Annotated in this window: 8 protein-coding genes and 1 other RNA gene; all 9 read left to right on the top strand. The window is 46.3% G+C overall.

Features of this window, described 5'->3' with window-relative positions; translation table 11 throughout:
* Positions 1-64: 64 nt before the first annotated feature.
* Positions 65-358, top strand: a complete 294-nt coding sequence (gene gpsB, locus DHX103_RS00810; RefSeq protein WP_422123385.1) for a cell division regulator GpsB — start codon at positions 65-67, stop codon at positions 356-358.
* Between the two features lie 48 nt (positions 359-406).
* Positions 407-787, top strand: an RNA gene (gene rnpB, locus DHX103_RS00805) — RNase P RNA component class B.
* 142 nt (positions 788-929) lie between these two features.
* Positions 930-2,063 carry a THUMP domain-containing class I SAM-dependent RNA methyltransferase gene (locus DHX103_RS00800; RefSeq protein WP_422123384.1) on the top strand — a complete coding sequence of 378 codons (1,134 nt, stop codon included), beginning with the start codon at positions 930-932 and terminating at the stop codon, positions 2,061-2,063.
* Between the two features lie 53 nt (positions 2,064-2,116).
* Complete coding sequence (locus DHX103_RS00795; RefSeq protein WP_422123383.1) at positions 2,117-4,024, top strand: ATP-dependent DNA helicase; 1,908 nt, start codon at positions 2,117-2,119, stop codon at positions 4,022-4,024.
* Between the two features lie 53 nt (positions 4,025-4,077).
* Entirely contained in the window at positions 4,078-5,580 is a 1,503-nt protein-coding gene (locus DHX103_RS00790; RefSeq protein ID WP_422123382.1) for a carboxypeptidase M32, read from the top strand.
* A 130-nt stretch (positions 5,581-5,710) separates the two neighbouring features.
* On the top strand, positions 5,711-6,469 hold the full coding sequence (locus tag DHX103_RS00785; protein WP_422123381.1) for an SDR family NAD(P)-dependent oxidoreductase: 759 nt from the start codon (positions 5,711-5,713) through the stop codon (positions 6,467-6,469).
* Between the two features lie 659 nt (positions 6,470-7,128).
* The gene (locus tag DHX103_RS00780) at positions 7,129-10,713 is read left to right on the top strand and encodes a dynamin family protein (RefSeq protein WP_422123380.1); all 3,585 of its coding nucleotides are present in this window, start codon (positions 7,129-7,131) and stop codon (positions 10,711-10,713) included.
* A 3-nt stretch (positions 10,714-10,716) separates the two neighbouring features.
* On the top strand, positions 10,717-11,649 hold the full coding sequence (locus DHX103_RS00775; protein ID WP_422123379.1) for a sulfurtransferase: 933 nt from the start codon (positions 10,717-10,719) through the stop codon (positions 11,647-11,649).
* 220 nt (positions 11,650-11,869) lie between these two features.
* Positions 11,870-12,442 carry an MEDS domain-containing protein gene (locus DHX103_RS00770; RefSeq protein ID WP_422123378.1) on the top strand — a complete coding sequence of 191 codons (573 nt, stop codon included), beginning with the start codon at positions 11,870-11,872 and terminating at the stop codon, positions 12,440-12,442.
* Positions 12,443-12,460 lie beyond the last annotated feature (18 nt).

Genomic DNA, 12,460 nt, shown 5'->3' with positions numbered 1-12,460 from the left:
AAACACAATAATGAGGCTTATGATATACTAAACCTAAGCAGGCTTTAATGGAAGGACGATTAAAATGGACAATAAATTCACAGCTAAAGATATCTTAGAAAAAGACTTTAAAATTGGTATGCGGGGCTACAATCAAGATGAAGTTGATCATTTTCTGGACGACATTATTCAGGATTACGAAATGTTCAGCAAGAAAATTGACCAATTGACAAATGAGAACAAACGTTTGCGCGCCGAAATTGAAGATGCACCGAGAAAACAGGCAACGCCTGCTCCGGGAACTACAAACTTCGATATCCTGCGCAGACTGTCGCATTTGGAGAACCATGTTTTCGGCAATAAACTGAACAACGAGTAATTACCTTTGTTTTCTGATGAAAAATACAGTATACTGATGTAGCCATTGGAATTCTGGCAATCGCTCCGGCTTCAGGCCGGAGAGGAAAGTCCATGCTCGCACGGACCTGAGATGGCCGTAGTGATCGCGCTTAGCGAAACAATAAGCTAAGGCAGCTGCTTTTGCAGTTGACGGCGGGTAGAACACCTAAGTCTTCGGATATGGTCGAAATACCCTGAAAGTGCCACAGTGACGGAGCTGTATAAGAAATTATCCAGGTGGAACGAGGTAAACCCCGTGAGTGAGAAACCCAAACTATGGTAGGGGCACTTTTCCGAAGGAATTGAACTGAGGAAGAGGCAGGCTTAGCCTGCAGATAGATGATTGCCTTCCGAGTGTACGAGGCGAGAGCCGTTTGAGTACGTGGAAAACAAAACATGGCTTATAGAATTTTCAATGGTCTTAAATTGTTATTGTAAAAAGGCTCTCCCCAGGGAGAGCTTTTCTCATGATTATAGATGAAAGAAGATAGCTGATTGACTCAGCAAATTTATGGAATACGAAATTTCAGGCAACAGGAGAGGATGTAATTATGGCTACATATAAATTGCTCGCCACTGCAGCGATGGGCCTTGAGTCGATTGTCGCCAGTGAAGTGAAAGAAATGGGTTACGATACGCAAACTGAAAACGGCAAAGTTTTCTTTGAAGGCGACGAGCGGGATATCGCCAAAACGAATCTTTGGCTGCGGACAGCTGACCGCGTAAAAGTCATTGCAGGTGAATTTGACGCTTTCACATTTGATGAGTTATTCGAACAAACGAAAGCGATCGAATGGGAAAAATTCCTGCCGGTAGATGCAGAATTTCCGGTGCAGGGAAAATCAGTGAAATCAACTTTGCATTCGGTGCCGAATTGCCAGTCCATCGTTAAAAAAGCAATCGTAGAACGGCTGAAAAAAGCATACCACCGGAACTCTTTCCTGGATGAATCCGGTCCGCGTTTCAAAATCGAAGTATCGATCCTGAAAGACAAAGTGCAATTATCGATTGACACCAGTGGCGCAGGTCTTCATAAACGCGGCTACCGGATGGACCAGGGTGAGGCTCCTTTAAAAGAGACATTAGCCGCAGCGCTCGTGAAATTATCCCGTTGGACCCCTGATCGCCCATTCGTCGATCCGTTCTGCGGTTCCGGGACAATCGTCATTGAAGCCGCGATGATCGGGCAAAACATTGCTCCTGGTTATAACCGTGAATTTGACAGTGAAAAATGGCCATGGATCGGTGAAGCGATTTGGAAAGAAGTGCGTGAAGAAGCGGAAGAACTGGAGAATTATGATCAGCCCCTCAATATTCTGGGAACCGATATCGATCATCACATGGTGAAAATTGCGGAAGAGAATGCGCGCGAAGCCGGCTTTGGGGACATCATCCAATTCCAGCAGCGTCAGGTGAAAGATTTCACCACGACTGAAGAAAACGGCGTCATCATCGGCAACCCGCCATATGGCGAACGAATCGGTGAAATCGAAGTAATTGAAGAGATGATCCAGGATATGGGTCGCGTCTTCTCGAAATTCCCGACCTGGTCGGTTTACATTTTGTCTTCAATGGGCAGATTTGAATCGCTTTACGGCCAGCCGGCAACAAAAAAACGAAAATTATTCAACGGTTTCATCCGGACGGATCTGTTCCAATTCTGGGGAGAACGGTCGAAAAAATAAAAATGATGGAACGGAAGAGCACAGGCTCTTCCGTTTCTCTGTAAGGAGAATATATGAGACAGCCTATACCATTTCCTTTATCCAAGGATAAAACCTTCTTTGAATCGCTAAATGACTGGATTGGGGACGTTTTTTACGATGAACTGCCGGAAAAAGGGTACGACCTCCGCGACGAACAGATTTTCATGGCGTTTCAAATCGAAAAAGCCTTAAAAGATAAATCGGTGATGTTCGCAGAAGCAGGTGTCGGAACCGGAAAAACGCTGGCTTATCTATTGCCCGCCATTGCCTATGCACGGTACACCGGGAAACCCGCGCTTATTTCCTGTGCAGATGAAACCCTGATCGAACAGCTTGTTAAAGAAGGCGGGGATATCGACCGCCTGAATGATCTATTCGACTTGAATCTGGATGTTCGGCTGGCAAAATCACGCGATCAGTATTTATGCCTGCAGCGGCTTGAAGGCGCCAAGAAACGAAGCGGGGCGGAATTTTTGGATGACATAGAAGACCGTTTGCCGGAATTCGTCAACAAAACTTTTTCGATGCAAAACACCTATCCTTACGGTGAACGCTCGAGCTATCCCGAAATTACCGACGAACAATGGCAGCAGGTCAATTATCATCCGATTCAAAACTGTGCAGCGTGCGACCTGCGCAATAAATGCGGCCAGACCATCCACCGCAACCATTACCGGGAAGCGACGGATCTCGTCATTTGTTCACATGATTTCCTGATGGAGCATCTATGGACGAAAGAAACACGCATCCGTGAAGGCCAGACGCCGCTGCTCCCTGAGTTTTCTCAGATCGTCCTGGACGAAGGGCATTTACTGGAGTTTGCAGCGCAGCGCGCGTTGACTTATGAAGTGCAGGAAAGTTCCTTATATGCTGTGACGGAAAGCATTCTCGCGGATGGTGTGCGTGAAAAGACGTTGAATATGATTGAACAGACCATCGACCTGCACAATGAATTCTTCCGTTTGCTGCGGACCAATCTGGTAGAAAGCACAGAAGACCGGAAAGCGATCAAACGAGATCCGAACCTGATCGGTCTCGGTAAGCAATTGATCAAACACATCAATGCAATGCTGGAAGAATTTGTGTTCGATGGTGAATTATTCACCATTCCCGAATATGAATTGCGATTGGCAGAAGAGTTTTTTGAGAAATATATCTTTTCAATGGGATTATTTACCGAAGAAGGCGATGCGGTCCAATGGCTGGAAGTGAAAGATGAAGTGGAAACACTCGTCATCATGCCACGGCTTGTGACCGATATTCTGGATGAAAAACTGTTTGACGGCAAAGTGCCGATCATCTTCTCATCGGCGACGCTGTCGATCCAGAAAGATTTCAGTTATTTGGCCGACAGCTTAGGAATCGACAAATACCAGTCATTTTCCGTACCGTCGCCATTTGATTATGAAGATGTCATGAAAGTCATCAAACACCCACTCGATCAGCAGCATAAATTCCAGCGCGCATTCGATCTGCTGGCAAGTAACGAACAAACGTTGATTCTATTCAAATCGAAATTGGATATGGAGAATTTCAAGCATTCATTGCCGCTGGACCATAGCTATAAGATCGAATTTGAAGGAGACCGCGAATTGTCGACGGTGGTCAAAGATTTCCAGCAAGGAAAATTCCAGGTGCTGTGTTCCTATCATTTATGGGAAGGCTTGGATCTGCCGAAACAGGCTCTGACAAAAGTCATCATCGTCGATCTGCCATTCCCGCCACAGGACCCGGTTTTCGAGGCGAAACGCAAGTTCAGCCTGAACCCGTTGGAAGAAATCGATTTGCCGTTCATGCAATTGCGGATCCAACAGGGAATCGGTCGTTTGATCCGGACTTCCGAAGACCACGGCGAAGTCCATCTATTGCTCAACGAGGAAGAATTGTCCCTTGAGCACCTGTGGCAAGCGGTTCTTCCGGTACAAGCAGAAAATGTCTGAATACAGAATTATTTTCGTGATATAATAGACCCAACGCTCAAAGGGGGATTTATATGTCAATTGAAAAGCAATTTACAGATCACATGAAAAAATTAAAGGCTTATAACGAGGCAACTTCATTGCTGTACTGGGATTTGCGCACGGGTGCACCCAAAAAAGGTGTGGATTTGAGATCAGAAACGATCGGCACGATATCTTCGGATATTTTTATTATGTCAACTTCGGATGAGTTTGGCAGCCTGCTGTCAGCTTTGGAAGAGAAAAAAGGGGAATTGGATCCGGTAATTCTGCGCTCTGTGGAAGAAGCCCGGAAACAATACGACCTCAGCAAGAAAATTCCAGCGGAAGAATACAAGGAATTTGTCATTCTGCAATCCAAAGCGGAATCTGTCTGGGAAACGGCCAAAGATACTTCGGATTTCTCGTTATTCGAGCCCTATCTGGAAAAAATGGTGGCCACGACCAAAAAGATGATCGGCTATTGGGGTGAGAAAAATGGCAGTGCCTACAATACGCTCTTGGATCAATACGAACCGGGCATGACGACGGAAATACTGGATGAAGTATTTGGCCAATTGCGCAACCGCATCATCCCGTTGGTACAGAAGATCAACGCTTCGACAAGCAAACCGGATACGGATTTTCTCTACAAGCCGTTTCCGAAAGAAGCGCAGCGTGATTTCAGCAATAAAATCCTGGAACAGCTGGGCTATGATTTCGAAGCGGGACGTCTGGATGAAACGGTGCATCCGTTTATGATCGGCATTAACCGCGAGGATGTCCGCATCACAACGAAATATGACGTGAAGGATTTCCGCACAGCGGTTTTCGGAACGATCCACGAATGCGGCCACGCGCTGTATGAACAGAATATCGGTGAAGACTTGAGTGGCACATTCGTCGAAGGCGGAGCTTCAATGGGCATCCATGAATCGCAATCGCTGTTTCTCGAGAATTTTGTCGGCCGCAGCGAAAAGTTCTGGGAAGGCAATTACGAACTGTTGAAAACCTATTCCCCTGAACAATTCGGCTCGGTGCCGCAGCAGGATTTTATTCGCGCGATTAACGAATCGAAGCCGTCCCTGATCCGGATCGAAGCGGATGAGCTGACATATGCGTTGCACATCATGATCCGTTATGAGCTGGAAAAAGGCTTGTTTAATGGCGATTTCGAGGTGAAGGATTTGCCGCAGCTGTGGAATGATAAATACGAGGAATATCTCGGAATCCGTCCTTCCAATGATGGGGAAGGCGTGCTCCAGGATGTTCACTGGGCCGGTGCAAGTTTCGGCTACTTCCCGTCCTATGCACTCGGCTATATGTATGCTGCGCAATTCAAGAATGCCATGCTGAAAGACTTGCCGAATTATGACGACCTGCTGGCAACGGGCAATATTGCACCGATCCGCGAGTGGCTGACCGACAAGGTTCACCGCCACGGCTCGATGAAAAAGCCGCTTGAGATTTTGAAAGATGCGACAGGTGAAGGCTTGAACGCGGACCATTTGGCGAAATATTTGGAAGAGAAATATTCGAAAGTTTATCAATTAGTTTAATTTCAATAAATCGGGTCGTCCTGGCAGAAGCCGGGACGGCTCTTTTATATGCCGAAAATTCACAATTATTTGGAAGGGTCGGGACAATTAGGTGAAACATCGCTTATAATAAGAGCCGGAGGGGATATATATGTTGAAATCATTTAGTCTTGAAGGCAAAACAGCAATCGTAACAGGAGCAGGGAAAGGCATCGGCCAGGCGATTGCGATAGCAATGGCTGAAGCGGGAGCCAATGTCATGCTGGTAGCCCGTACGGAATCAGATCTTCAGAAAGTCCAGGAAATCATCGGCAGCGAGCACACAGAATATGCAGTGGCGGATATTACCGACCGCAATCAGATTCAGGCAGTTGTTGAACTGACAATGGAACGTTTTGGCTCGATTGATATTCTTGTCAATAATGCAGGCATGAACATCCGATCGAAACTGCTTGATGCAACGGACGACGAATGGCACAAAATCATGGATACAAATGCGCAGAGCGTCTTCATGTTCTCTCAGGAAGCTGCCAAAAAGATGCACAAGGGCGGCTCAATCATCAACATCAGTTCCGTCGGCGGGGAACGGGCGCTAAAAACGGGAGTGATTTATGCAGCTTCTAAAGCGGCAATCATCCAGATGACGCGTGTCATGGCGTTGGAATGGGGCGAGAAGAATATTCGTGTCAATGCAATCGGACCGTGGTATTTCCGTACACCGTTGACGGAAAAATTATTGAGCGACCAGGATTACCTGGATTCGATTCTTGCCGTCACTCCGATGAAACGCGTCGGCGAATTGCCGGAAGTTGCAACACCGGTTGTGTTCTTGGCATCCGAAGCTTCCAGCTACATAACCGGCCAAACCCTGTTCGTCGACGGCGGAATGTCGATTCATGGGTTTTCTTAAGAAAAGATACACCTGATAACCGATATTCCGCAAAACAGCTTCGAAGACATTAGCCGACGCTTGCGAGGCTAAGTCTTTGCGACGAAGCAGCGAAGCGATGCAGGAGCACGGTTTTTATACCTAGCTAAGTAAGTGTACTAACCAAGTGGATCTCAGTACTTCGTCGAAACGAAGTTGGATAGCCAACTCCGTTTCTGCTCCCCCTGGGCGTCTGCGCTGTTTTGCTCCATATCTCAGAATTTCTTCTATAAAAGGATTGTCTTTTCTATGTTTTTTTCAAGAAGTAGATACTTCAAGTCTAAACAAAATTAAAATGAAGCGGCAGGCGGCGACTCCAGCGGGAAACAGAGCGAGTCCTGACACCCCGCAGGGAAGGTTTGACCGAACACCATTCGGTCGAACCTTTGCGACGAAGCGTGGAACGCTGCAACGGTTTTTCATGTCTCGAAGCTAGCGTAGCGATGCAGAGACAGGAGCATCGGTTTTTCGTAGCGACTGAGGAGGCTCAGGCAGCTCCCCGAGGAAAGCGTCCGCCTAGAGCGAATTGATTATATATGTCGACATCTTTTAAACATCCTCTCCTTATTGGGAGGATGTTTTTCGTTTACCGCGATAAATGGTATGATAAAAGGAGTATAAGATGAAGGAGATTCCTGAATATGACAGCTTTGGAACATCACAAAGAATTAATTGAAACAGCACGCCTGCACCGTATATTTGAAGAAAATGAAGACAATGACCGTGCAGCGAAAGCGAAATTGTTTGGGAAGAAAATCCTGAAAGATCAATTTATCATCGGCTTCGCCGGCCATTTTTCATCGGGAAAATCATCGATGATCAATGCTTTGACGGGAGAAACCCTATTGCCGTCAAGCCCGATCCCAACGAGTGCCAATATTGTCAATGTGCATAAAGCCGAATCGGATTTTGCCATTGTCAATAAAACGGAAGGGAAACCCGTCTATTTTCCCGAGAACTACGATTTTGATGCTGTCAAAGAATATTGCAAAAGCGGTGACGTGACACAAATCGATATCGGCCACCGGGATTCGGTCCTGCCGGAAGGCGTCAGCGTCATGGACACGCCGGGTGTGGATTCGACTGATGACGCACACCGCATCTCCACCGAGTCGGCACTTCATATTGCGGATATGGTGTTTTATGTAATGGATTATAATCATGTGCAATCGGAATTGAACTTTAATTTTACCAAGGAGTTGCAGAAATACACCGACCTCTACTTAATCGTCAACCAGATAGATAAACACCAGGACAGCGAATTGAATTTTGCAGATTTTAAGGATTCTGTGAGGAATTCATTCGCGGCCTGGGGCGTCGAACCGAAAGGGATCTTCTTTACTTCATTGCGTAATTTCAAAATGGATGGCAATGATTTTGAAAGAGTGAAAAGTCTGGTCGCTTCATCCATGCAAGGGTGGCAGGGAAATGTGGGCAAAGCGGCAGAATCTGCACTGGGCCAATTAAAAGAAGAGCATTTGAATTACCTGGAAGATGAAAAAATGGAAAGGCTTGAAGCTTTCTCGAATGTACTCAGCCCGGAAGAATGGGAAATGCGGGAAGAGGTCAAAGCGGAAACCAATAAAGTGGAACGCCGATTGTCGGTCCAGGATTTTGACAGCTGGAGGAGCGATTTTGAAAAGAACCGCAAAGAATTGCTGGAAAATGCCAACATCATGCCTTATGAATTGCGCAATGCGTTGACCCTTTACCTGGAAGCGATGCAGCCTGATTTTAAGGTGGGCATGCTGTTCAGCGGCAAGAAAACGGAAGCAGAACGTGACGCGCGCCGACGTGATGTTGAAGAAAAGCTCGATTCAGTGATTCCCTCGCAGATTACGGTCCACCTGAAGCGGTTGATGAAATCAGCTCTGAGAGATGCAGCTTTATTGACTGACCGAGATTCTTTAGCAATTGATGATCTCTCGATGACACCGCCGTTTTCAGTAGTGGAAGATCAAATGCCAAAAGGTGTGCTGATCACAGGCGACACTGTGTTGAATTTCGCGAACAGTTTGAGTGTGGCCATTCAGCGCTGGTTTATAAAAGAAACAGAGGGCTGGAAGAATGCACAAAAGGAGAAATTTGAATCTATTCCGGAAGATGCAGGGACGGAAATCGGCATGAAAGCTGAAACCTTGAACCAGAAATTGCTGGCAATCAGCACATTGGAAGAAATGGACGAGAAGATTGATAAGGTCGAGCGGGCGTATACGGCTATGCTGCCGAATCAGAAGGTTTCTGCCGAAGCGCTGCTCGAAGAATGGCAACAGGAATTCCGTGCTTCGACTGAAGATATGATCCAATTCGATCCCTCAATGCTTGCTGAAAAGGAAGAAAGCATTGCCCAAGAGGCGTTGGAATCTCCGCAGTCAGCCGACACAGAACTTCATGATGAAGTGGCTGTTTTGCGGCGTGCTAAAGGGACAGCTTCTGCCATAGCGCCAATCAGAGGTTTTGAGGAAACGGCACAATACCTGAAACGCAAAGCTTCGAGACTTGAAGGACAGGAATTCACGATTGCTTTGTTCGGCGCTTTCAGTGCCGGAAAATCATCGTTTTCGAATGCGTTGATGGGCGAGACCGTGTTGCCTGTTTCCCCGAATCCCACGACGGCGACGATAAACCGCATACGGCCGGTGTCAGCACAACATCCGCATGAAACAGCGGATGTGCGGTTAAAAACAGTCACTCAGATGACAGAAGACGTCCGCAACTCATTTGCTGTCTTCGACATGAGAGTTCAAAATTTGGAAGATGCCTATAAGAAGGCGGAGAAATTGCCCGAAGCAGGCGGAACGGAACAGCAGGTGCATAAATCATTTATCGATGCCTTCCGTGCCGGCTATCCTGATTTTAAAGATCGGCTCGGTGAAACGATCCGTACGGACCGGGAACAATTCGGTTTATATGTGGCCAAGGAACAACGCAGCTGTTTTGTTGATGAAATCGATTTTTATTATGATTGCGATCTGACGCGCAGCGGCGTTACATTGGTCGATACGCCAGGAGCGGATTCGATCAATGCCCGCCATACGAATGTCGCATTCGAATATATCCGCAATGCCGATGCGATCCTGTTCATCACGTATTACAATCATGCGTTCGCCAGGGCTGACCGGGAATTTCTGATTCAATTGGGACGTGTCAAAGATGCGTTTGAAATGGACAAAATGTTCTTCATAGTCAACGCCATCGATTTGGCTCAGAATAAAGAAGAACAGCAAGCCGTCGAAACTTATGTGGAGGAAGAATTGCAGAAATTCGGCATCAGATTTCCAAGACTGTTCGGCGTTTCGAGCCTGCAGGCATTGAAAGACCGCCCGCAATCGGGCATGCCGGAATTTGAAGAGGCATTTCAGCATTTCCTGAAAGATGAATTGAAAGGAATGGCGGTCCAGTCGCTTGCTGAGGAAGAACAAAAAGCGGTCGGACGCTTCCGTTCATTGATTGAACATACGGATGCCAATATGTCACGAAAAGATGAGCGGCTGGAAGAGCTGAGAATTCTCGAACAGCAGCTCCGCAAACAATTTGCAGAATCTCCAGCACCCGTCATGATCAAAGAGGCTTCTCAGGAATTGAATGAGTTATTGTATTACGTCAACCAGCGTGTTTTCTATCGTTTCAATGATTTTTTCAAAGAAGCTTTCAACCCATCACTGTTTGCCGGTACCTCTGCGCAGCAGGCTTTGAAGGTCGCGCTCCATGAAATTGTCGAAATGACTGCCTTCGATTTTGAGCAGGAAATCCGGGTAACGAATTTCCGGCTCGCACAGCAAATAGAAAAATCACTCAACAGCCGTTTCAGGGACGATACGGATAAACTGCGCGCGCAAAATCCCGACTTCTCCTTTACTCCTTATGAAGTGGAAGAATCTGCGTTGCTTGAACCGGATGGAGCTTTCAAAGGCACAGATTATTCATCCGTAAAATCATATTACCGCAACAATAAAAGCTTTTTCGAAAAGAATGAAAAAGAAAAATTGCGTGACGCCCTGCAGGCTTTAATGGAGCCGGATGCGGGTGTCTATCTGGAACAGGAAAAGCAGAAATTAGCGCAATGGGCGGAATTCTGGATCGAGCAGGAAGCCGAAGGATTGAGGCAGCATATTATCCGGCAAGGGGCCGATCAAATTGATTCGGAACGCACACTTTTGCAGCAGGAAGAAAAACTTGCACAGTGGAAAGAAATCTACTCAAATCTGATCAGCGAAAGGGTGTAGGACATGAAAGTGTTTATCGAAACTTTGGACACAGAAAATTACCGGTGGATCGATGCCCGGTATGAACTCGGGAATCCTGATGCAGGCAAACACCTTTACGGCCAGGAACATATAAAAGGGGCCATCTACTGGGATCTCGAGAAGGATCTGAGTGATATGTCTTCTTCAGAAGGCCGCCATCCCATGCCTTCCCACAGCCAATTGGAAGAGCTTATCCGTGCAAGCGGACTTGCGGCCGAGGACAACATCGTCGTTTACGATCAAGGGGGCGCGCCCTATGCCGCCAGAGCCTGGTGGCTATTGAAGTATTGCGGTTTTGAAAACGTCTTTATCAGCAGGAGCGGCTTTAATGAATTGAAAGAGGAAGGCGCTGAAGTGACGAAGGAAATTCCACAAATCACGCCTTCTGAATTTGTTCCGAATTTCGACAGCAGCATTTACGCCGACCGTCAATATGTGAAAAACATCATTAAGGGTGAAGAACTCGGAATGCTTCTTGATGCAAGATCGCCGGAACGCTATGCCGGTATTGAAGAGCCGATCGACCCGGTGGCAGGCAGAATTCCCGGTGCCCATAATTTTGACTGGAGCCAGCTGGTAAGAGGCGGTAAGTTTGATACCGATACGGATTTGTCTGCAGTGGTTCAAACGCATGAACCCGTTGTTGTTTATTGCGGCAGCGGCGTAACAGCAGCACCGCTCTATGCGATGCTGGCTGAAAAAGGCCACGACTCGGTCCGGCTCTATACAGGGGGCTATTCCGATTGGATAAGGGATGCCGAAAACGAAGTGGAAATCGACCGCGGCAAACAGCCGGAAGCTTTGGATGATGCTACACGGGCAATTCTTGCCAAGCTCATCGAAGAAGGTTATAGCGGTGAGATGCTGATGAAGAAATACGAATACGAAAAATCCTTGTTGGAAGAAAAGAATTAACGGTCGCAATGACGCTTCTTTTTAGGGGTGTTTTGAAACGGTGGTAAGTTTCAATGTCCCTGGTAAACTACCGAATTACCAAAGAGATAAATATTTAGCAAAAATATACAGCTATTATGCTATAATGTGACAAAACATGTTTAGATTTATTTTCGGGATCCTTATCTTTAAATTATGATGAAGAATTTTTCCGAAATCTATTTTGAGAGAAGGAGATCCGATGAAAAGTAAAATGAATCAATTGTTCGAAGACGAAAGAAATGTACATGTATTATATGCTTACGACGGAATGGAAAATTACTTAAAACAGGTAATGGGTTTTATAGATGATGGCATTGTGAGCGGGGATCACATCCTGCTTATTGAAAACGAACGGGATACCACCATTATCCAAAAAGAATTGAGCTTAAAATATAGCGCTGAACAATTGGAGTTTATCCATTTTGTGAACTCGCTGAATTTCTATTTATCGAGCGGGAGTTATCATCCGCCTGCAATCAACGAGTATTTCACAAAAATTGTTCAGCCGTACCTGGAAAAAGAGCAGCCGTTCCGTTCATGGGCCCATGTGGAGTGGGAAAGTGTGAAAGAGCCGTTGCATCTTATAGAGGATTTTGAGAGAATCGTAGACGAAGCTGTGGATCAATATTCGTTCCCTTTAATATGCGCATATGAAAAGCAGAAAATGCCGGAACACCTCACAACCATTTTGATGGAAACGCATCCTTACGTATTGCTGGAAGATGATTTCATCGCTTCAAGTGAATACCGGAAAGTGAATGTGCTGAAGTAAATAAAGGCAAAATAAACC

The organism is Planococcus daihaiensis (genome assembly GCF_049262615.1).
In the GTDB taxonomy this organism is placed as follows: domain Bacteria; phylum Bacillota; class Bacilli; order Bacillales_A; family Planococcaceae; genus Planococcus.
This window is presented reverse-complemented; position numbering and strand designations above follow the sequence as displayed.